Raw genomic sequence first — 20,527 nt, forward strand, 5'->3', positions numbered from 1 at the left:
ATATTACATGGTGTTAAAATTCAAAAAATACGATAAATAAAATAAAAACTTATAAAGTATATAAAAAAGTAGAATATCATGTGATAGTATACAATCGCATATAAGTATAGCACGAAAATGCCTTTTCGTTTTCAGTTCATAATACCGACATTTTAATTGTATTTCTACTGTTTAAATAAAATTCCAATTTCTCTACCAAATAGTTTATTTTTCTTCATCTGTTTAGTTTATAAAGATATTCTTGTACTCATAGAAGGTAGTATTTGTGGTCTATGATAACTAGAAGCACATAATGTAATTATGAAAACTGCTGTGATTGTATTTTTGTAAGTAAGCGGAAATTTTAGATTTGCGCACTTGCATAAATTATACGATCCTAACATATAAACGAAATTATCAATATATTTTAACATAGGATTATGCATGACCGGTTCTTCAGCAACTCCGCCAAAAGCATCTAAAATTATCCATAAAGAAATGTATCACGGTATTTGTCGTGAGGATCCCTATTATTGGTTGCGTGCATCTAATTGGCAAGATGTTTTAAAAAAACCTCTCTGTCTTGATACAAGTATTCTACATCATCTTGAAAATGAAAATGCTTATCAGGCTGCTCAAATGGCTGATACAAAATCATTGCAAGATTTTCTTTTTACAGAGATGAAAAGCCGTATCCAAGAGAATGACAGTTCTGTTCCTGTAAAGCATGGCCATTTTGCTTATGGATTTTCTTATGTTACCGGAGGCCAACAACCACATTACTTTCGGACACCAAGAAACGGTGGAGAAAAAAAAATTTACCTTAATGGTGATGCTTTAGCTGAAGGTAAAGAATATTTCAATTTCGGTGCAGTTCAAGAATCTCCCAATCATAAATATGTGGTATGGACCTATGATGACAAAGGATCAGAATTTTACAGAGCTAAAATTCGTAATTTGGAAACATTGTCTGACTATAATGACATAATTTCTGATACATCTGGACAAATTGTGTGGGATGCTAAATCAGAAGGTTTTTTCTATACTAAAATGGATGAAAACCATCGGTCTTCAGAGCTCTATTATCATCGATTAAATACTGATCAATCGCAAGATAGGCTTATTTTTCGTGAAGATAATCCAGGCTTTTTCTTATACGTAAGTGGTTCTAAGCTTAATGACGTTATTTATATTAATATTCATGACCATGAAACATCAGAGATTTGGTTAATTCCTGCTAACGCGCCACTCACTATTCCTCAATGCGTCCGGAAGCGACAAAAAGGTATTGAGTATTCACTGACAGAAGGTGGTGATGTCTTTTATATTCTGACCAATCTAGATAACGCAAAAGATTTCAAAATTATGGTAGCACCCTACACATCTCCACAATCAGAAAATTGGTCTGAACTTGTGAAATATCAGCCTGGACGTTTGATATTATCCCATGATGCTTATCAAGATTTTCTTATCTGGCTTGAATGTTTTGAGGGTCTTCCTCGTATAAAAGTAATGGAGCGTACCACTAAAAAAATTCATTCCATTTCTTTTACTGAAGAAGTTTATTCTTTAGGTCTACAAGGTGCTGCAGAATATGACAGTCACACTATACGCTTTTCTTATTCATCTATGACAACACCTGATCAAGTGTTCGAGTATGAGATGAAAAGTCGTAAACGGGTGCTTTTAAAAACGAGAATCATTCCCTCTGGGCATAATGAAAATGAGTATGTGACACGGCGTATTACAGCAATAGCAGATGATGGTGAAAAAATTCCCATTTCACTTCTTTATCACAACTCTACTGCTCTTAATGGTAGTGCACCTTGTTTGCTTTACGGTTATGGCGCTTATGGAATTTCCATTCCAGCTAGTTTCAATAGTAATGTACTTTCTTTGGTTAATAGAGGTTTTATTTATGCTATTGCCCATATTCGTGGAGGAAAAGAAAAAGGAGTCGAATGGTATGAGAAGGGAAAACACCTCTTTAAGTACAATACATTTACAGATTTTATTGCTTGCGGACGCTATCTTGTAAACAATAAGTTTACTTCTCATGATCGACTTTTTGCCTACGGTGGCTCAGCGGGAGGGATGTTGATGGGTGCTATCGTTAATATAGCTCCACAGGACTTTGCTGGAATTGTGGCAAATGTGCCTTTTGTTGATGTTTTAACAACGATGTTAGATGCCTCACTACCATTGACTCCTCCAGAATGGCCTGAATGGGGGAATCCTCTTGAATCAGAAGAGGATTATAATCTTATCGCTTCCTATTCACCTTACGATAATGTTAAAGCTCAAAAATATCCCCCTATACTTGTTATTGCGGGATTAACAGATCCTCGTGTAACTTATTGGGAGCCTACAAAATGGGTAGCAAAATTACGAGATTTAAAAACAGACGATAACGCAATTTTATTGCGTATTAATATGGATTCGGGTCATGCAGGTGCATCTGGACGTTTTTCAAAACTAGAAGAAGTGGCATACATCTACGCATATATCTTAAAAATAGCGGAAAACAATTGCGGTTAAACACATTTTTTCTTTATTAAAAGGCTCCATAATTTGATGGATTATGGAGCCTTTAATACAGAATGTAAACCTATCCCAATAGTTTAACATCCACAATCTTCATAAAGCTTCAAAACATAGTCCCAATTAATTAAATTATCTACGAAAGCTTCAAGATATTTTTGGCGGGCATTGCGGTAATCAATGTAATAAGAATGCTCCCACACATCAACGCCTAGAATAGGTTGAGCATCATGAATTAAAGGATTTTCACCATTAGGTGTTTTCGTGATTTCAAGTTTTCCATCTTTAACAGCAACCCATGCCCATCCAGAACCAAATTGGGTACTAGCAGCAGCAATAAAGTCAGCGCGGAATTTATCATAGCCACCTAGATCAGTTTCAATAGCTTTTGCTAATTTTTCAGGTAGCTTTTGACCACCACCACCTTTTTTCATCCAATACCAAAAATGGCTATGATTATAACATTGCGCTGCATTATTAAATAAAGCAGTATTGTTGCCAAAACTTTTTTTAATAATACCTTCAAGGCTTTCATTTTCTAGGCCTAAATCTTTCACCAAATTGTTGGTATTGTTAAGGTAAGTAAGGTGATGCTTATTATGATGATATTCAAGTGTTTCGCGTGACATATAAGGCGAAAGGGCATCATAATCGTAAGGCAAGGCAGCCAATTCAAAAGCCATTTAAAACTCCTCGATTTTAATTGTTAAGCTTATTTAATCAAACCAGTTTGCCACTTATGGCATCTAAAAGCAAACGTTGAATATTGATTTGTATTAAATTAATTTCAATAATTATTTTTTCGTAGAGGTAATTTTAAGGGGATTACACGCTTAATCAGTAAAAATATCATTAGCTTATGTAATATTGCTTCTGAAAAAATTTATAGCTCCGGGGTAATAAAAATATAATTTTCTTTTTTAGAGTAAAAATAGACTTAGATATCTATCAGCTCTTAATTCTTGTCGCTTAGAAGATTACACTGAAGTGTTTTCAATCTTTACAAAGTTTCCTGCTTATTGATGTAGTGTATCGTTGATTTTATTGCAATATTTGCAATTAGAGTACTAGCGGTTGTCATTTTCAGATACTATTTCTAAGCTTGATTATAGCTAGTAGTTTACTCAAATATTGGTCAAAAACAGGATTTTTATGATAAGTTAATTATATTTATTACGGCATTTTTTTCTGTTCCATTTAAATAGTCAAGATTTTAATATACAAAGAAAAGTGTGCTTAATGATAAATATTAAATACATTTGTTAAAGTATAAAATTCATATTTTATATTTCTAAAAAAACACAGAACACAGCAAAATACAAGTAATGCAAATAACTGATAGATAAGTAGCTTTTACTTGCGTTAAGATTAGAACATAGTAACAGAGGTATGAATTTCTATTACAAGTTTTACGTTAATGTAAGACGAACAAAATGTAAAAACTTTATTATAAAAAAGCACTAGCTTTGATTTTCAGATATTGCGTACCATCACAGGAATCGCTATAAGGTGCAGAAGTGACTATGAACATGTTTTTGGGGTATAGCCAAGCGGTAAGGCACCGGTTTTTGGTACCGGCATTCCCTGGTTCGAATCCAGGTACCCCAGCCAAGATTAAATCAATGGACTAAAAATTCGGGATTTCTAATTTCTTTGGTTCCATTAAGTTATTTTTTTCTATCCCGAACCTTCTTGATTGATTTCATCGCAAATCATTTTATGTCTTCCGTTTTAGTATAGAGGGATGCCATGTTGTGTCTATTCAGCCAAAACTGCTTTGAGTTGTGATACTGTGGCCTCTGAATTGGCAGCACGTGTTGCTGCTAACTTAATCCATGTGCTGATTTTATTTTCGCGACATTGCAAGCATCTTAGAGAGAAAAGCTTCATAATATTCATTCTTTGACAAATCCTAAGAGTTTATCTGGGTGATCAGCTGAGTTTGGTATTTGTGTATCGGATTTAGTATAGATAAGTGGCTCTCCTGTAGGCTTGTTTCCTATTAATTGGCAGCTTTGTTTTTTTGCTTCTCTCAAGGTGCGCGTAATGGCTAGCTGTTTTATGGTGGGTGTGCGATGTGCCATATCTATTTTTCTAATTTTGGATGCAGTTCCTTTGTGCGTGAATCACGCATTAAATGAAAAGTTGTTATGAGAAAGGGTGGGAGTGCTGAGGAAGAGAAAGCACTCCCATACTGTTAAGCAGCTTTTTGCAAGATTTGTTCCATGCTTTATTCTATCTCTGCTAAAAACGTTTCAACAGCTTTGTTGATGTATTCTAGAAGAATGACAAATCTTTTTGTGGGGATGCTTGCTTCTTATCTCTCTATATTGGCTGTTCATCAAGGTTTTTTAATAAAACATTGAATGCCTTGCTTTGCATAAAAAAATTATCAGATTAAAAGATGGGCGTTTATGGAGTCTAGAGATCGAAAACGAACTCAACAACTCTCATGAAAGTTTAGATAAGGCTTTCACGAAAGCATTAAAAGCAGTACTAGTGAGACAAAAATAAAGCAAAGAACGAGTAAAAAAATGCATGTGCATCAAATTTTATGTTTGGCGATGCACATAACATGAATAATAAAATACATAATAAAAAAACTAAAACTATCATTCTAGCAAAAAAGAAATTGGTTTTGAAAATTTAAAAACTGGTGATCAGCTTCAGGGGTAAAACGAGTATAATGTCCTGGAGGACTGTTTAGGTCGAATCAAAGTCAAAACTATTTTCCTATTCATGAGTCATAACTCATTGATTTACAATAAAAACAATCTCGATCATCGAAGGGTAAATGTGGCTGTAGACCGCTAGAAAATTTCAAACCTGACTTATAATTTTGCAATTCAGGAAAATTTACATTCAGAGTGCGTGAAAGTTGAGGTAGAAAAATTTCGAGATCACTTGCGTTTGAAATCTGGAGCTAATGTTACGGAGATAGATTGGTTAGTAACGTGGCACAATTGGGTGCGTAAGACTGTCGGTGATTTAGGAAAAGGAAACTAACTGTGGAAAAGGAACTGGTGACCAAACAATTCAACGGCCTGGATAGAGGCACTGCATTGCTGAACACATGCGCAATATCGAACATTCTGATATTGAGTACAGATTTTTCGACAACGTTTATGGCATCAGCAACAGATCTGTTTCTTTATTGTGAGCAGCTTGAGAACTATGTTCGTAGGGAAGTTAAAAACATATTTCAGTGTTTGGAAAGATCAGAGTTGAGGCCAAAACCAAAGGGAGAGCTGATTTCCGCTAAAAAACTTGATGAACTAGGATGAATGTTTTGTGATCTAGATTTCGCAGAGACGAAAGCGTATTTTTCTAAAGCAGAATACTCTAAAGTAGCTTTATAAATTTGAAAATATCTGTTCTTAAAAATTTAGACAGCTAGAGCAAAACAGTTTGTTGTGACAGTTGTTATCTGTGTTCCATAAGGAGATGATGAGGTTTAGTACTTTTACAATTGATAGTAGCCGTGGTATGCGATTTGACTTACCGAGCTATTGGGAGGCAATGAAACCTAGTGGTAATGATAAGTTAATATTCCCACTGAGACTTTTTAAGAGCTCCTTTGAAAAAATACTGCAAAAAATAAAAACACATAGATATATTAAAAAACTTTAACAAAAATAGATAATATCTCTCTTGCATCAGAAATTAAAGAATTCGTCTGTCTCGCTTTTTTTCCTTTTAGATCATCCAAAAAACCTTTTCCTTTAGGGATTTCTTAATACATAGGTGTTGGGCTGTGTGATTGAAACATTAAATATTTATCATTTAAAGCTAAAAGAAAAATGTATTAAGCATTATCGTTTTTTTGCAACAGAAATTTGCCGTTTAACGAAAAATGGCAGATACTTTAATTTAATGCATTTTGCTGTTTCAGAGTGTAATATGCTTTAGGGGATCAAATCCTTATGTAATTGTTTTTCTTGATATTTGCAAAAAACGTTTTTTATAGTTAACTGGGTAGATTATTGTATAGATTTTACTCTGATATTATCGTGTTTCTTGAGCGCTTTTGGGAAATAGTATTAGTTTAAATGACTTTAAAGAAGAGTTATGTGCGAAGTTTTTTTTAATAATTTTTCAAGTTATTTACCTTGGGGGCTCTAGCTCAAAATTATATTTTTAAAAATCTTTGGAACTGTTACGACTTTGATGGGAATGCACCTTAATTTAGAAGGTTATGACAGAAGTAAGTTAATACTGTTTTGAATGCGTAATGCAGACATTTCTACTTGCATAAAGTATTTTCTTTATAGAACATGAAAAAAATGAGTTATTCTCTGTCTAGGACGAGAGAGAAGATTTACTTTCAAATGGTTATGCAATTTTAGCTATTATTAGAGCAGTTTAGCTCATCAATAATTTAAGACTTTTAAATCGTGTTTTTGGAGAAGGAGTTTTTATAGAATTGATGCTACGCTATGGTGTATAGTATGTTCATAGAACGGGAAAAAGCTTGAAATGCTAGTAGTTAGTAGATACGGAGACAGCAGATAACGATGAAAAAGATGATAAAAACACCGACTGGCGGATATGGTGGTTCAGGATCACATGAATTGTACCAGCATGTAAAGAAGAAAGCGGGAACCATTAAAGCGTCGTCTCGGCGTTGGCTAGAGAGACATTTGAATGATCCTTATGTGCATCAGTCAAAAGTAGATGGTTATCGTTCGCGTGCGGCCTATAAGTTAATCGAGATTAATGAACGCTATAAGTTTCTCAAAAAGGGTCAAAAAATTATTGATTTGGGAGCGGCGCCGGGAGGGTGGTGTCAAGTTGTCGTTAAGGCGATAGGGACAAGTGATCAAAAACCTAGTATAGTTGGTATTGATTATTTGCATGTTGATCCGTTGCCTGGGGTTGCGATGTTGAAAATGGATTTTTTACATGAAGATGCACCGCAGAAGTTAATTGATACTTTAGGTGCGAAGCCGGATGTGGTTCTTTCTGATATGGCAGCCCCAACAACAGGTCATCGCCAAACAGATCATTTAAGGACGGTGCATTTATGTGAAGTTGCTGCTGATTTTGCTCTTTCAGTTCTCAAACCTGGAGGGCACTTTTTAGCAAAGGCGTTTCAAGGTGGAGCGGAAAACACTCTTCTCACGACCTTGAAACAGAACTTCAAAACAGTCCATCATGTTAAACCGCCTGCAAGCCGACCAGAATCAGTAGAGCTTTATATTTTAGCGCTTAAGTTTAAGGGAAAAACAGAAGTGTAACAACACTGCCCCTTTTCAAAAGGTTTCGGTTTACTTACATATTTATAATGTAATAAAGTGTTTTCGAACAGTTGTTGGTGATATTGTCGATGGTTTTTCTTTTGCAAATAATGAAAAACTGGTAAAATTGGTGTCGCCTCTATAGAGGTAGAGATATTGATTCCTCAGTGAGGCATTTCTAATGAAATTTCTTGATCAAGCTAAAATTTATATTCGTTCTGGTAATGGAGGGGCAGGGGCAGTATCATTTCGTCGTGAAAAATTCATTGAATTTGGGGGCCCAGATGGGGGTAACGGAGGACGTGGTGGTGATGTTTTGGCTCTTGTCGTTGACGGTCTTAACACGCTGATAGATTATCGCTATCAGCAGCATTTTAGAGCAAAAACAGGGGGGCATGGTAAGGGGCGTAACATGTCGGGCGAAAAGGGTGATGATATCATTCTTAAAGTGCCGGTTGGGACGCAGATTTTTGAAGAAGATAATAAGACGTTAATCTGCGATTTAACAGAGGTTGGACAACGTTACCGCCTTGCGAAAGGAGGTAATGGTGGTTTTGGAAATCTTCATTTTACGACACCTACAAATCGGGCACCTCGTCGTGCAAACCCTGGTCTAGCTGGAGAAGAGCGTACGCTGTGGCTGCGTCTGAAGTTAATTGCTGATGGCGGACTCATTGGTTTACCCAATGCTGGAAAATCAACCTTTTTAGCATCCGTAACGGCGGCAAAACCAAAAGTTGCAAATTATCCGTTTACGACTCTTCATCCTCATCTTGGTGTTGCCCGTATTAATGCTCGTGAATTTGTTTTAGCGGATATTCCTGGTTTGATTGCAGGGGCGCATAAAGGTGTGGGGATTGGGGATCGTTTTTTAGGGCATGTAGAACGCTGTCGAGTTTTACTTCATTTGATTTCTGCTCAAGAAGAAGATGTAGCAAGAGCGTACCAGATTGTGCGTAATGAACTAGAGGCATATGGAAACGGTCTTGATGATAAGACTGAAATTATAGCTTTAAGTCAGATAGATACTCTCACTATTGAGGAGCGCAGAGTTAAACAAGAAACTTTGCAAAAAGTCACGGGTAAAACTGTGATGATGTTTTCTGCGGTCAGCCGTGAAGGTTTAGAAAATGTGCTACGCACTGTTGCACATCTTATTGAAATGGCACGCAAAGGGGATGGTTGTGGGCAATAACAGGATTGATTAAGATGACAGTTGGATTACAAAAACTTGAGCACTATAAGCGCATTGTGATCAAAATTGGATCTGCACTTTTGGTTGATCCTGAGCTAGGTTTACGGACTGAGTGGCTCAACAGTTTGATAAGTGATGTTGCTGCGTTGCGTAAAAAAGGCGTTGAGATTTTATTGGTATCTTCAGGTGCCATTGCTTTAGGCAGAACATTGTTACAACTTCCTAAGGGAGCTTTAAAATTAGAAGAAAGTCAGGCATGTGCTGCTTTGGGACAAATTGAATTAGCTAAAAGATATGGTGATGCGCTTGCTCAATATGGGTTAAAAACAGGTCAAATCTTACTCACTTTGTTCGATACTGAAGAACGACGACGTTATCTCAATGCGCGTGCTACTATTAATGTACTTTTGCGTTTTGGAGCGGTACCTGTTATTAACGAGAATGATACTGTTGCCACAAGTGAAATTCGCTATGGTGATAATGACCGTTTAGCGGCGCGCGTGGCAACAATGATGGGCTCGGATCTTTTAATATTGTTATCAGATGTTGATGGCTTTTATACAAAGTCTCCTAATCGTGATCCAACGGCTGAGTTTATTCCTTTCATTGCATCAATTACGAGTGATATTGAAAAAATGGCAGATGTTGCTGCTTCAGAGTTTTCTCGTGGAGGAATGAAGACCAAACTTGATGCCGGAAAAATAGCAAACTCCGCTGGGACGGCGATGGTAATTACTTCAGGAAAGCGTATGAATCCTCTTGCCGCGATTGATAAGGGAGAACGTAGAAGTTTTTTTGCTGCTAGTGAAAAACCTGTTAATGCTTGGAAAACATGGATTTCTGGTCATTTAGATCCATCTGGTATTTTGACGGTTGATAAAGGAGCGGTGAAGGCTCTTGAAACTGGAAAATCATTATTAGCTGCAGGAGTTATTGCGGTTAAGGGAAGGTTCAATCGTGGGGATACGGTTGCGATTGTTGATGCAGATGGAGTTGAGATTGCTCGTGGACTTGTGAGTTATGGCAGAGATGAAGTGGTCCGCATTATGGGCTGCAAAAGCGAAGAAATTGAATCTATCCTTGGATATGGGGCACGCTCAGCTATGGTGCACCGTAATGATATGGTTTTACGCTGCTTGACCGCTTCTGCTTAAAAAGTTATCTTTTCTCTTGTATATTATTTCAGCAAAGTGAATGAATATATGGCTTTAAAAGAACAGATGAAGGAGATGGGGCTAAAAGCACGTAATGCTGCCGCTGCACTGGCTGTTATGTCCTCTGAACAAAAGAACAAAGCATTAGAAATGATAGCTTTGAGTTTAGAGGCTAAATCAGCAGAAATCTTACAGGCTAACCGTCAGGATTTAGCGAATGCAGCTCGTAATAATTTGCAAGCGGCTATGGTTGATCGGCTCGAATTAGATGAATTACGTTTGCGTGGCATTATAGACAGTGTTCGACAAATTGCTTATTTGCCTGATCCTGTTGGGCAAGTGATGAGTGAATGGACACGTCCAAATGGGCTTCATATTAGCCGTGTTCGTACACCTATTGGTGTGATTGGTATAATTTATGAAAGTCGACCGAATGTTACCATTGATGCAAGTGCTTTGTGTTTGAAGTCTGGAAATGCTGCAATTTTACGTGGTGGTTCGGATAGTTTTTATTCTTCCCAAGCACTTCATTCGGCGTTTGTGAGAGGATTAGAGGAGGCTGGTTTTCCTAAAGATGCTGTTCAAATGGTTGGAACAACAGAGCGTGCTGCTGTTGGAGAAATGCTTAGAGGATTAGGCGGTACGATTGATGTTATTATACCCCGTGGAGGGAAAAACCTTATTGCATGCATTCAGTCTGAGGCACGTGTTCCAACTTTTGCACATTTAGAGGGGCTCTGTCATATTTATATTGATCAATCGGCAGATTTAGATATGGCGTGCCATATTGTTTTAAATGCAAAGTTACGGAGAACAGGTGTATGTGGTGCTGTTGAGACAGTTCTAATTGATCGTCAGGCGTTAAAAAAGTTTCTTCCTGTTCTGACTGCTTTACAGGAAAGGGGGTGTGAAATTCGTGCAACCGAAGATATTGTTTGTCTTATGCGAGGCGTAAAATTAGCTTCTGAAGAAGATTGGTCGCACGAATATCTTGATACAATTGTTTCTGTTAAAACAGTTGAAGGTATTGAGGGAGCCGTTGCGCACATTCAACGTTATTCATCAGGGCACACGGAATCTATTATTGCTGAGGATATGGGGGTAGTAAAAATATTTTTTGATCGTTTGGATTCGGCGATTTTGCTTCATAATGCATCTACCCAATTCGCTGATGGAGGTGAATTTGGTTTCGGAGCAGAGATTGGTATAGCAACAGGAAAAATGCATGCGCGGGGTCCCATAGGTATTGAGCAGCTAACATCATTTCAGTACCATATTAAAGGAAATGGACAGATTAGGCCTTGAAAGATACATTTTTTCCTTGGAAAGATCGCATGCCGCATGTTGAAAGATCTAATATCGTAGGTCTCTTCGGTGGGTCTTTTAATCCACCGCATATGGGGCATCTCCTTGTTGCAAAAGTTGCGATTCGGCGATTGCGTCTTGATCAATTGTGGTGGATGGTAACTCCAAGAAACCCTTTTAAAAATGGTACATACTTACCATCTTTAGATGAGAGAATGCGGCTAAGTATGGAGCTTATTGATCATCCAAAGATTCGCGTAACGGGTTTTGAGCAGGCTATAGGCAGTAAAGTATCAGTAGATACGGTTTCTCATATTCTTGCGCATTGTCATGGAGTACGTTTTGTGTGGGTTATGGGAGCAGATAGTTTTGCAATGTTTCATCGTTGGTATCGATGGCATGATATCGTATCTATGCTTCCTATTGCAATTATTGATCGTCCTTTTATACATATGTCAGCGCTGTCTTCTTCTATGGCACACATTTATCGTTCTTTTCGTTTAGATGAGAGAGAAAGTGTACGATTACCTTTTATAAAACCACCCGTTTGGACTTATTTGCATGGACCTTTATCTTTTCAATCTTCAACAGATCTTCGTTTAAAGGAGGATAATTTTCTTGAACATTTTTAAAGTTCTGCTTCTCTTTAATTTATACTCCAAATGATAAGAAAGGATATCAATCTGAAAAACATTTCAAAAAAACACCTTTACGGTATTGCTTCACCTACAGAAAGAAAAACCTTTCCTGTAGGTGATGGTCTTAAAATTATTCTTGATAGTTTGGAAAGCAAAAAAGCAGAGGATATAGTTTCTATTGATCTTTATGGTAAGTCATCTTTAGCTGATTATATGGTCATAGCCTCAGCACATTCACAACGTCATGTATCTGCTGTTGCTGATTCTTTGTTATGTGCTTGGAAAGACAGTGGATATGGTTGCGCAAGCGTGGAGGGACTTTCGGGAGGTGATTGGGTATTGATTGATACAGGAGATATTATCGTTCATCTTTTTCGTCCGGAAATTCGTCTCTTTTATAATTTAGAAAAATTGTGGCTTACTCCAGATTTAGATAATACGAAGTCAACTTGTTTTGGAGATTATTAACGTGCAAATTTCTATTTTTGCTGTTGGTCGCATGAAGCAGGGGGTAGAGCACAAATTAGTTCATCATTATTTAGAACGTTTTTCTAAAAGTTCTGGAGCAGTGGGGTTTCATTTTAAAAAGCTGCAGGAGATATCAGAAAGTCGTGCTCAATCAGTGAGGCAGCGCGTGGAAGAAGAGGGAAGGAAACTTATTGAGTTTTTGCCTGAAAAGTGTAGATTAATTGTGTTGGATGAGCGTGGAAAGTCAATTTCATCATGTGCTTTTGCTGAAAAACTTGAGCTTTATCGCGATGAAGGGGTTCACGATGTCATAATGGCTTTGGGGGGGCCTGATGGGCATAATGAACAGATAAGGCATCGCGCTGATTTTCTTTTATCCTTTGGTTCTATGACGTGGCCACATCAAATTGCGCGTATATTGCTGATAGAACAGCTTTACCGGGCTGTAACAATTGTTAGGAATCATCCTTATCATCGTATTTAATATTTTTTTATGTAATTTTGGGCATTTCTTAACATTGTTTTAGGCGACATCATTTAAAGCATCTCTAATTTATGAGATGATGTTTAATGATTAGACAAATGAAGAAGCTTCTTCATGGGAAAAATACGATATTTATATGAGGAATGCGTGATATTTGTCGTGCTGTTTTTAAGTATGATGTTTTGCTTGTCTATATCACATGCTGAAGATACAGTGAGTAGTATAGAAACGGCACATAAAGCGTTGGTAGAAATCCGTAAAAATATTTCTATTTCACGTGAACGTGTTACTTTTCTTACACGTCAAGTTGAGGATTTAAAGAAAGATCAACGTGCTTTGAGTAATGCATTAATAGCAGCTGCTAAAGGAGAACGTATAGTAGCAAATGATATTGCTGAAAGAGAAGAAAAGCTAAAAAAAATGATGGAAAAACGGGCACAAGTTCATCAAAGTTTAAAAAGCCGTCGCGCTGAACTTTCGGAAGTTCTTGCCATCTTAGAACGCATGGGTCTGAATCCGGTTCCTGCTCTTATGATGCAGCCTAAAGATGTGTTAACTTCTGTACGTAGTTCTGTTTTATTAGGAGCTGTTATTCTTAAGATGCAAGAGAAAACACGCGCTTTAACAGAGAGTCTCAAGGAGTTGACTAATTTGAGCAATTCAATTGCCACAGAATATGCGGCTTTAAAGACTAAAATACAAAATCAAGCAGAGCAGCGAAAGCATTTAGAGCTTTTATTGGAAAAAAAATCCAAACTACAAAAAAAATCAGAAGAAGAACTTACAGAGCAGCAACAAAAAAACATTGTTCTTGCTAAAAAAGCGCAGTCTTTGGAAGAATTGATTTTAGAGCTTGATCATCAATCAAAACTTAGCTCTGATGTATCAATACAGGTAAGGAAAAATTTGCAATTGTTGGAGAAGTCCAATTTTGAAAGACGAAAAGGTTCTTTACTTTTTCCTGTTTTAGGAAAAAAAGTTCAAAATATTCACGAGAGTTCGCAGATTACACGCTTTGGTGAAATGATTGAAACAGAATCAGCAGCTGTTGTTATATCGCCTGCTGATGCTCTTGTTGCTTTTGCTGGACCATTTCGTTCTTACGGACAGTTAATCATTCTCAATGTTGGGAGTGGTTACCATATTATTCTTATAGGGATGTCGAGAATCAATGTAACTCAGGGGCAGTTTGTTCTTGCAGGTGAACCTCTTGGAACAATGGGAATGAAATTTATTGCGAACAGCGTTGCATTGGATATAGGAAAAACTGCTCCAATGCTTTACATTGAGTTTAGGAAGCGAGGGAAGATTGTGAATCCAACTCCTTGGTGGCGGACTGACAAAAACAAGAAGGAACCAAAATGATTCGTAGAGTTATTCTTTTGGTCGCTGGGATATTTCTCGGCGCTAGTTCAATGATTATGGTGCAGTCTGTTGCTGCCAACAGCGAAAGTGATGTATATAAGCAGCTGGCTATATTTGGAGATGTCTTTGAGCGAGTACGTATGCAATACGTGACGGTTCCAGATGATAAAAAGCTTATTGAAAATGCTATCAATGGTATGCTCACATCGCTTGATCCTCATTCTTCTTATATGAATGCTGAAGAAGCCAAGGAAATGAGGGATTCTACAAAGGGAGAATTCGGAGGGCTTGGTATTGAAGTAACCATGGAAAAAAATTTAATTAAAGTTGTTTCTCCGATGGATGATACACCTGCTTCAAAAGCGGGTATTTTGGCGGGGGATCTCATTTCAAAAATTGATGGTGTTCAGACGAATGGTCAAACATTAAATGAAGCTGTTAATAAGATGCGGGGTGCTCCTAAGACACCAATTACGTTGACAATTATTCGTGCTGGTGTTGATAAGCCACTCGAAATTAAGGTTGTTCGTGATATCATTAAAGTGAAAGCAGTGAAATATCGCATTGAGAATGATATTGGGTACTTAAGAATCATTCAATTTTCTGAACAAACCTTTGGCAATCTTCGGGCGGCAATTAAAGATATTCAATCGAAAGTTCCTCAAGATAAATTGAAAGGGTATGTTCTTGATTTAAGGCTTAATCCTGGTGGTCTTTTAGACCAAGCTATTAGTGTTTCTGATGCCTTTCTTAATAAAGGCGAGATTGTATCGACACGCGGGCGTAAAAAGAGTGATGTGACAAGATTTGATGCTAAGCCAGGAGATATCATCAATGGAAAACCTCTTATTGTGCTTATTAATGGTGGTTCGGCAAGTGCCTCTGAAATTGTTGCAGGTGCATTACAAGATCATCGTCGTGCGACAATTTTAGGCACTCAATCCTTTGGGAAGGGGTCTGTTCAGACGATTATCCCGTTGGGTGAAAATGGTGCTTTACGCTTAACAACGGCACTTTATTACACGCCGTCTGGCACTTCAATTCAGGGAACTGGAATTACACCTGATATTATTGTAGAACAACCACTGCCTGAAAAATATAAAGGTTATGATGTAAAGGTTGGTGAATCTGCATTAAAAGGACATATCAAAGGGAAAAGAGAAAATAATAAAGGGTCTGGTTCAGCTGCTTTTGTTCCACAAGAGCCTAAGGATGATGTTCAGTTGCATGAGGCTTATAAGTTGCTACGAGGTGAAATGGCAAATGTAGCGTTTCCATCAGATCCCAATAAGGATATTTTAAAGTGAAAAAGGATGTGTCCAGTTTATACTTGGTAGTGGTGGGATAATTGAATGAAGCCAGTGGTTAATTTTAAGCTCCTTCCTTATAGGAAATGTGTTGGAATTGTTGTATTTAATCATGTAGGGAAAGTTTGGGTTGGGCGCCGTTTAATAACACGTTCTCATGCTAGCACAGAAATGCTCAATCGTTGGCAGCTCCCTCAAGGGGGAATCGATGAGAATGAAGAGCCATTAGGTGCAGCATGCCGTGAACTTTACGAAGAAACGGGGATTCGGTCTGTAAAGTTTATTAAGGAAGCACAGAGTTGGTTTCATTATGATTTTCCACAAGAACTTATTGGGTGCACATTAAGTAATAAATATCGTGGACAAATACAAAAATGGTTTGCTTTTCAATTTACGGGGAACCTTTCTGAAATCGTAATCAATCCCCCACCAGACGGTCATAAAGCAGAGTTTGATAAATGGAAATGGGTCGATCTAGAAACTCTTCCTTCGATTGTTATCTCTTTCAAAAGGCATGTCTATATGAAAGTTGTCAATGAATTTCGAGGTAGCTTTAGACAATTATAAAAGCTATATGATTATAAAAGCTCTTTTTTTATTAAGATGCTTAATATTATGTAAAATTATTAAAAGATAATAAGAATGTTTCTCTTTTATCTAAAGAACTGGAATATAAGATGAAAAAGTTATTTAATTTACTTGTAATTTTTACTCTCTTGAGTATTTCTTCTGTAGCATTTGTATCGGGTTTAAAAGCTGCTTCAGCTAAAGATGTAGCAGCTACATTGCCAAATGGTGCTTCTTCCTTGACAGAAATCTACGGTTTGTGGACCGTTAGGTGTGATTTAGAGAAGGGGAAGAAAGTTTGTTTTATGCATCGTCAGGAGGTGAATGATCAGGGTCGTGTCGTTGTAGCTATGACCCTTATTCTTAGTGCCGATAATGTTGTATCTGGTAATTTAACGGTTCCTTTTGGTATTGCGGTTTCTAAGCCTGTTCATTTAAAAGTCGATGAAGGAAAGTCCGCTCTCGATACCAGTATCCGGACCTGTGTACCAGCAGGTTGCGTTGTTCCAGTAGTTTTTGACAAAAATCACGTAGCAGCTTTACGTGCTGGCAAAAATTTGAAGTTGTCTATGGCAATTGCTACTCCTGGTGAACCAGCTTTGAATGATTTGTTTGTTCAGCTAAATGGGTTTGGAAAGGCTCTTGATCGTTTAACTGCTTTGCAGAAATAGTCTTAAAAATACAACAAAACGGCCTCTAAGGCCGTTTTTAGTTCAAGAACTTTTATAATAAGCGTACAGTTAAAACAGTAAATTTATAGTATAAGAGATGTTCAGAGCTTTTTGAAAGTTTGTAGTTTATTTACTATTGATTCTATTTTTGTAAGCTAGTTTTATTCTGATATTTGTTTTCTTGGGTTTATCATCATTATAATATAAAGATGAAGAATTGGGATATAGAACTATTGTTTAATAAATAGCCTAGTTATAATGAGAATTCTATATATGACCTTCTGTTTCTTTAGTTGAAAGAGGAATAAGGTATGGTGTATACATTGCTTCAAGCTGTGGATTTTATTTTAAATATTTATATTGATATTTTAATTGCGAGTGTCATTTTTTCTTGGCTTCATATATTTAACATCATAAATGCACGCAATCATTTTATTGTTTTTATAGGAAGTTTTCTGTATCGCCTTACGGATCCAGTTTTAAGCCGTATCCGGCTAATTTTGCCAAATCTTGGAACAATTGATATTTCGCCTATGGTAGTATTTATAATTATTTATTTTATTCGTATCTTTATGTGGCGCGCTTATATAAACTTTTATCTATAGAAATACTAGGTGAGATGAATGAATGTGTTTCATCAAGTTGATAATGGCGTAGTGCTGTTTGTATACTTAATCCCTAAGGTTTCAGCTGATAGAATAATGGGAGTCGAGTATAGAAATGATGGAAAAAAATATTTAATTATACGCCTTCGCACTGTTCCTGAAAATGGAAAAGCAAATAAAGCATTAATTAAATTTTTGGCCAAGCAATGGAAAATTCCATTTTCTTGCATTTCTCTTAAGAGTGGCGCGACATCACGCTACAAACAGCTTTATTTTTCAGGACATTTAGAAAAGCTAAGGAAAATCTTGCAGGCTTTAGAAGATTGTATTCCTACGCCAAAATAAATGAAAGATAAAAACCTGTTTGAAAAACAGGCTTTACTTCTTTGAAATAGCTATCTTTCATTGCGTTCAATAGCTTGTTTAATTAGTTTGTGTGCAAAGTTTTTATCACGCCAACCTTCAATTTTTGCCCATTTCCCGGGCTCAAGATCTTTGTAATGTTCGAAGAAATGCTCGATTTGCTTTAGCGTAATTTCAGGAAGATCTGTATAGTCATGAATATTGATATAGCGTTTTGTTAATTTCGGGGCAGGAATGGCAATAATTTTTTCATCTTTGCCACCGTCATCTTCCATAAGCAAAGCACCTATGGGGACAACATTAATAACACAACCAGGCATGAGTGGGCGGGTGTTACAGATAAGAACATCGATGGGGTCACCATCATCTGAGAGAGTATGTGGGACAAAACCGTAATTTCCAGGATAAACCATTGATGTATGCAGAAAACGATCAACGAATAATGCTTCCGATTTTTTATCCATCTCATATTTTATTGGTTGACCACCAAGAGAGACTTCTACAATGACATTGATATCTTCTGGCGGATTTTTACCAACAGGTATTTCCTTAATATTCATAATAAATATCCTTTCCGGAGTATGACGAAACTAAATCAATAAAATATTTTGACCAAGAAAATTATGAAATTAGGTTAAATTTTATGAGCGTGTTTTTTCAAAACGCTTACGTTCATTAGGATCTAGATAGAGTTTGCGTAGACGAATATTTTTAGGGGTTACTTCCACAAGTTCATCGTCTTGTATCCACGAGAGAGCACGTTCGAGTGTCATTTTGATAGGAGGGGTTAATTTTACGGCTTCATCTTTTCCAGAAGCACGCATGTTGGTTAGCTTTTTTCCTTTTAAAACATTTACTTCTAAGTCGTTATCACGTGAGTGAATGCCAATAATCATACCCTGATAGACTTTAACACCGGCACCGATTACCATAGGTCCACGATCTTCAAGATTATAAAGAGCATAAGCGACAGATTCACCGCTATCATTTGAAATCATAACACCATTGACACGGCCACTAATGTCTCCTTTGTAAGATTCATATGCATGGAAAAGACGATTCATAATAGCTGTACCACGCGTGTCAGTTAAAAGCTCGGATTGGTAACCTATAAGTCCTCGAGTCGGTGCGTAAAAGACAAGACGGACACGATTTCCTCCGGAAGGTCGCAACTCAACCATTTCACCTTTACGTTCGGACATTTTTTGAACGACAGCTCCGGAATATTCCTCATCAACATCGATAACAACTTCTTCGATTGGTTCAAGAGTGGCTCCGTTTTCATCTTTTTGCATCACGACGCGTGGACGTGAAACACTAAGCTCAAATCCTTCCCGGCGCATATTTTCTATGAGAACTGCAAGTTGTAGCTCTCCCCGTCCTGAAACATAGAAAGAATCTTTATCGGATGATTCTTCAACTTTAAGGGCTACATTACCTTCTGCTTCTTTCAACAAACGATCACGGATGACACGACTTGTTACTTTATCTCCTTCAGTCCCAGCAAGAGGGCTGTCATTAACTAGAAAGCTCATAGTAACAGTGGGAGGATCGATTGGTTGAGCGGTGAGGGGTTCATTGACCGCAGGGTCACAGAAAGTATCAGCAACAGTACCTTTTTGAAGACCTGCAATTGCGACAATATCACCGGCAACACTTTCTTCGATAGGTTGTCGTTCTAGTCCACGAAATGCTAAAATTTTTGCAATACGTCCTGTTTCTAAAAGCTTTCCATCTTGACCAAGAACTTTGACACTTTGATTGGGCTTTATAGAGCCTGAATGAATGCGTCCTGTAATAATGCGTCCTAGAAACGGATCTGCTTCCAGGATAGTTCCGATCATACGGAATGGTCCTTCAGAGACCCTGGGGGAAGGGACATGACGGGTTACAAGATCAAATAAAGGATTCAGCCCTTGATCTTTCGGTCCTTCAGGAGATTCAGCCATCCATCCATCGCGGCCTGAACCATAAAGAACAGGAAAATCAAGCTGTTCATCGGTTGCGTCGAGAGCGGCAAAAAGATCAAAAACTTCATTGATAACTTCATCAGCACGTGCATCAGTTCTATCAATTTTGTTGATAGCAACAATTGGGCGTAAACCTACTTTCAATGCTTTTCCAACAACAAATTTTGTTTGCGGCATCGGACCTTCAGCGGCATCAACAAGAACGATTGCTCCATCTACCATATTCAAAATACGTTCGACTTCTCCACCAAAATCAGCGTGGCCTGGTGTATCAACAATGTTAATTCTGGTATCTTTCCAAACAACAGATGTCACTTTTGCAAGAATTGTAATTCCGCGTTCTTTTTCAATGTCATTTGAATCCATCATACGTTCACTGGTACGCTGATTATCGCGAAAATTTCCTGATTGTTTGAGAAGCTCGTCCACGAGTGTTGTTTTGCCATGATCAACGTGGGCAATGATAGCGATGTTCCGCAATTGCATAAATTTTCTTCTTTTCGTTTAATGAGATTTCATTTGAGGCAATTTTCTGCGCCCCTTATCTTACTATTACAAAACCTTTTACATGTTTTTTTTAAATTTTGGAAGAGGAGGAAATATTTTTATAGAAAAGTGTTTGTAAAAGCTTTTGATGTTCTATTGGCTTGAAATGGTTTGCCAAAAAACTTTTTTGCT

At 37.3% G+C, this 20,527-nt stretch carries 20 protein-coding genes and 1 tRNA gene; 16 read left to right on the forward strand and 5 right to left on the reverse strand.

The window, feature by feature from the left end:
- The first annotated feature begins 423 nt into the window (after positions 1-423).
- The gene (locus WCP76_RS04165) at positions 424-2,517 is read left to right on the forward strand and encodes a S9 family peptidase (RefSeq protein WP_336294428.1); all 2,094 of its coding nucleotides are present in this window, start codon (positions 424-426) and stop codon (positions 2,515-2,517) included.
- An 83-nt stretch (positions 2,518-2,600) separates the two neighbouring features.
- Here the strand turns inward: WCP76_RS04165 and WCP76_RS04170 are convergent, their stop codons facing one another.
- Positions 2,601-3,203, reverse strand: a complete 603-nt coding sequence (locus WCP76_RS04170; protein WP_336294429.1) for a superoxide dismutase — start codon at positions 3,201-3,203, stop codon at positions 2,601-2,603.
- 853 nt (positions 3,204-4,056) lie between these two features.
- Between WCP76_RS04170 and WCP76_RS04175 the strand changes: the two genes are divergently transcribed.
- Positions 4,057-4,131: transfer RNA gene (locus WCP76_RS04175), tRNA-Gln, on the forward strand.
- A gap of 147 nt (positions 4,132-4,278) precedes the next feature.
- Here the strand turns inward: WCP76_RS04175 and WCP76_RS04180 are convergent.
- Both WCP76_RS04180 and WCP76_RS04185 read right to left on the reverse strand, forming a co-directional pair.
- The gene (locus WCP76_RS04180; RefSeq protein WP_336294430.1) at positions 4,279-4,419 is read right to left on the reverse strand and encodes a hypothetical protein; all 141 of its coding nucleotides are present in this window, start codon (positions 4,417-4,419) and stop codon (positions 4,279-4,281) included.
- The gene (locus tag WCP76_RS04185; RefSeq protein WP_336294431.1) at positions 4,416-4,604 is read right to left on the reverse strand and encodes a hypothetical protein; all 189 of its coding nucleotides are present in this window, start codon (positions 4,602-4,604) and stop codon (positions 4,416-4,418) included. Before WCP76_RS04185 ends, WCP76_RS04180 begins: the two co-directional genes overlap by 4 nt.
- 787 nt (positions 4,605-5,391) lie before the next feature.
- Between WCP76_RS04185 and WCP76_RS04190 the strand changes: the two genes are divergently transcribed.
- The 14 genes from WCP76_RS04190 to WCP76_RS04255 all read left to right on the forward strand — a co-directional run bounded on the left by WCP76_RS04190 (position 5,392) and on the right by WCP76_RS04255 (position 17,861).
- Positions 5,392-5,526, forward strand: a complete 135-nt coding sequence (locus WCP76_RS04190) for a hypothetical protein (protein WP_336294432.1) — start codon at positions 5,392-5,394, stop codon at positions 5,524-5,526.
- A gap of 1,508 nt (positions 5,527-7,034) precedes the next feature.
- Positions 7,035-7,757, forward strand: a complete 723-nt coding sequence (locus WCP76_RS04195) for an RlmE family RNA methyltransferase (protein WP_336294433.1) — start codon at positions 7,035-7,037, stop codon at positions 7,755-7,757.
- 181 nt (positions 7,758-7,938) lie between these two features.
- Positions 7,939-8,952: a GTPase ObgE gene (gene obgE / locus WCP76_RS04200; RefSeq protein ID WP_336294434.1), complete on the forward strand. Its 1,014-nt coding sequence runs from the start codon at positions 7,939-7,941 to the stop codon at positions 8,950-8,952.
- A gap of 14 nt (positions 8,953-8,966) precedes the next feature.
- Entirely contained in the window at positions 8,967-10,106 is a 1,140-nt protein-coding gene (proB, locus tag WCP76_RS04205) for a glutamate 5-kinase (RefSeq protein ID WP_336294435.1), read from the forward strand.
- Positions 10,107-10,154: 48 nt separating this feature from the next.
- Complete coding sequence (locus WCP76_RS04210) at positions 10,155-11,411, forward strand: glutamate-5-semialdehyde dehydrogenase (protein ID WP_336294436.1); 1,257 nt, start codon at positions 10,155-10,157, stop codon at positions 11,409-11,411.
- Positions 11,412-11,440: 29 nt separating this feature from the next.
- Entirely contained in the window at positions 11,441-12,043 is a 603-nt protein-coding gene (locus tag WCP76_RS04215) for a nicotinate-nucleotide adenylyltransferase (RefSeq protein ID WP_336294523.1), read from the forward strand.
- Positions 12,044-12,073: 30 nt separating this feature from the next.
- Positions 12,074-12,517 carry a ribosome silencing factor gene (gene rsfS / locus WCP76_RS04220; protein ID WP_336294437.1) on the forward strand — a complete coding sequence of 148 codons (444 nt, stop codon included), beginning with the start codon at positions 12,074-12,076 and terminating at the stop codon, positions 12,515-12,517.
- Position 12,518: 1 nt separating this feature from the next.
- The gene (gene rlmH, locus WCP76_RS04225; RefSeq protein WP_336294438.1) at positions 12,519-13,001 is read left to right on the forward strand and encodes a 23S rRNA (pseudouridine(1915)-N(3))-methyltransferase RlmH; all 483 of its coding nucleotides are present in this window, start codon (positions 12,519-12,521) and stop codon (positions 12,999-13,001) included.
- 147 nt (positions 13,002-13,148) lie between these two features.
- On the forward strand, positions 13,149-14,366 hold the full coding sequence (locus WCP76_RS04230) for a murein hydrolase activator EnvC family protein (RefSeq protein ID WP_336294439.1): 1,218 nt from the start codon (positions 13,149-13,151) through the stop codon (positions 14,364-14,366).
- Positions 14,363-15,673 carry a S41 family peptidase gene (locus WCP76_RS04235; RefSeq protein ID WP_336294440.1) on the forward strand — a complete coding sequence of 437 codons (1,311 nt, stop codon included), beginning with the start codon at positions 14,363-14,365 and terminating at the stop codon, positions 15,671-15,673. The genes WCP76_RS04230 and WCP76_RS04235 overlap by 4 nt, the downstream gene beginning before the upstream one ends.
- A gap of 45 nt (positions 15,674-15,718) precedes the next feature.
- Complete coding sequence (locus WCP76_RS04240) at positions 15,719-16,240, forward strand: RNA pyrophosphohydrolase (RefSeq protein WP_336294441.1); 522 nt, start codon at positions 15,719-15,721, stop codon at positions 16,238-16,240.
- Between the two features lie 110 nt (positions 16,241-16,350).
- The gene (locus WCP76_RS04245; RefSeq protein ID WP_336294442.1) at positions 16,351-16,911 is read left to right on the forward strand and encodes an invasion associated locus B family protein; all 561 of its coding nucleotides are present in this window, start codon (positions 16,351-16,353) and stop codon (positions 16,909-16,911) included.
- 311 nt (positions 16,912-17,222) lie between these two features.
- Positions 17,223-17,516: a YggT family protein gene (locus WCP76_RS04250; protein ID WP_336294443.1), complete on the forward strand. Its 294-nt coding sequence runs from the start codon at positions 17,223-17,225 to the stop codon at positions 17,514-17,516.
- Positions 17,517-17,540: 24 nt separating this feature from the next.
- The gene (locus WCP76_RS04255; RefSeq protein WP_336294524.1) at positions 17,541-17,861 is read left to right on the forward strand and encodes a DUF167 domain-containing protein; all 321 of its coding nucleotides are present in this window, start codon (positions 17,541-17,543) and stop codon (positions 17,859-17,861) included.
- 50 nt (positions 17,862-17,911) lie between these two features.
- On the opposite strand, the gene ppa is transcribed toward WCP76_RS04255, so the two are convergent.
- Together ppa and typA are read right to left on the reverse strand one after the other, a co-directional pair.
- On the reverse strand, positions 17,912-18,439 hold the full coding sequence (gene ppa / locus WCP76_RS04260) for an inorganic diphosphatase (protein ID WP_336294444.1): 528 nt from the start codon (positions 18,437-18,439) through the stop codon (positions 17,912-17,914).
- A gap of 81 nt (positions 18,440-18,520) precedes the next feature.
- Positions 18,521-20,335 (reverse strand): translational GTPase TypA, encoded by a 1,815-nt coding sequence (typA, locus tag WCP76_RS04265; RefSeq protein WP_336294445.1) that lies wholly within the window; start codon positions 20,333-20,335, stop codon positions 18,521-18,523.
- Between the last annotated feature and the right edge of the window lie 192 nt (positions 20,336-20,527).

The organism is Bartonella vaga, assembly GCF_037070895.1.
Lineage (GTDB): Bacteria > Pseudomonadota > Alphaproteobacteria > Rhizobiales > Rhizobiaceae > Bartonella.

Coding starts and splice junctions, on each gene's coding strand:
- WCP76_RS04165 (WP_336294428.1), top strand. CDS start 424: ATGACCGGTTCTTCAGCAACTCCGCCAAAAGCATCTAAAATTATCCAT.
- WCP76_RS04170 (WP_336294429.1), bottom strand. CDS start 3,203: ATGGCTTTTGAATTGGCTGCCTTGCCTTACGATTATGATGCCCTTTCG.
- WCP76_RS04180 (WP_336294430.1), bottom strand. CDS start 4,419: ATGAATATTATGAAGCTTTTCTCTCTAAGATGCTTGCAATGTCGCGAA.
- WCP76_RS04185 (WP_336294431.1), bottom strand. CDS start 4,604: ATGGCACATCGCACACCCACCATAAAACAGCTAGCCATTACGCGCACC.
- WCP76_RS04195 (WP_336294433.1), top strand. CDS start 7,035: ATGAAAAAGATGATAAAAACACCGACTGGCGGATATGGTGGTTCAGGA.
- obgE (WP_336294434.1), top strand. CDS start 7,939: ATGAAATTTCTTGATCAAGCTAAAATTTATATTCGTTCTGGTAATGGA.
- proB (WP_336294435.1), top strand. CDS start 8,967: ATGACAGTTGGATTACAAAAACTTGAGCACTATAAGCGCATTGTGATC.
- WCP76_RS04210 (WP_336294436.1), top strand. CDS start 10,155: ATGGCTTTAAAAGAACAGATGAAGGAGATGGGGCTAAAAGCACGTAAT.
- WCP76_RS04215 (WP_336294523.1), top strand. CDS start 11,441: ATGCCGCATGTTGAAAGATCTAATATCGTAGGTCTCTTCGGTGGGTCT.
- rsfS (WP_336294437.1), top strand. CDS start 12,074: ATGATAAGAAAGGATATCAATCTGAAAAACATTTCAAAAAAACACCTT.
- WCP76_RS04235 (WP_336294440.1), top strand. CDS start 14,363: ATGATTCGTAGAGTTATTCTTTTGGTCGCTGGGATATTTCTCGGCGCT.
- WCP76_RS04240 (WP_336294441.1), top strand. CDS start 15,719: ATGAAGCCAGTGGTTAATTTTAAGCTCCTTCCTTATAGGAAATGTGTT.
- WCP76_RS04245 (WP_336294442.1), top strand. CDS start 16,351: ATGAAAAAGTTATTTAATTTACTTGTAATTTTTACTCTCTTGAGTATT.
- WCP76_RS04250 (WP_336294443.1), top strand. CDS start 17,223: ATGGTGTATACATTGCTTCAAGCTGTGGATTTTATTTTAAATATTTAT.
- ppa (WP_336294444.1), bottom strand. CDS start 18,439: ATGAATATTAAGGAAATACCTGTTGGTAAAAATCCGCCAGAAGATATC.
- typA (WP_336294445.1), bottom strand. CDS start 20,335: ATGCAATTGCGGAACATCGCTATCATTGCCCACGTTGATCATGGCAAA.